The organism is Isoptericola croceus, from assembly GCF_029382255.1.
Taxonomy (GTDB): domain Bacteria; phylum Actinomycetota; class Actinomycetes; order Actinomycetales; family Cellulomonadaceae; genus Isoptericola; species Isoptericola croceus.
On sequence record NZ_JARLLG010000524.1, the window covers coordinates 1 to 254 of the forward strand.

Consider the following 254-nt stretch of genomic DNA (forward strand, 5'->3'; position numbering starts at 1 on the left):
GGTGTCCATATTCCAAGCACACCGTAGCTCCGTCTCCACCAATGTCAAGCTGTTTGTGCCTCTGATCAAGAGCATACTGCTCTTGCAGGCGAAGCCACAGGAGAGAGCACATGCGGAGGCTGCGGCCCGAGGCGAGATCTTCACCGGTGTGTCCAAGGAGATAAAGAACCGGGCTGCCTTTGGGGAGTTCATCACGGCACAGGTTAAGACCATGAGCTTCTTAGCCTACCTGCTGCGCATGTACGCGCATCAGC

General features: G+C 56.3%; 1 protein-coding gene. It reads left to right on the forward strand.

The genetic code is table 11. From position 1 onward, the window contains the following. Positions 1 to 55: 55 nt before the first annotated feature. The coding region (locus PZC42_RS25010; RefSeq protein WP_277214344.1) for a hypothetical protein at positions 56 to 254 on the forward strand (199 nt) is incomplete at its 3' end.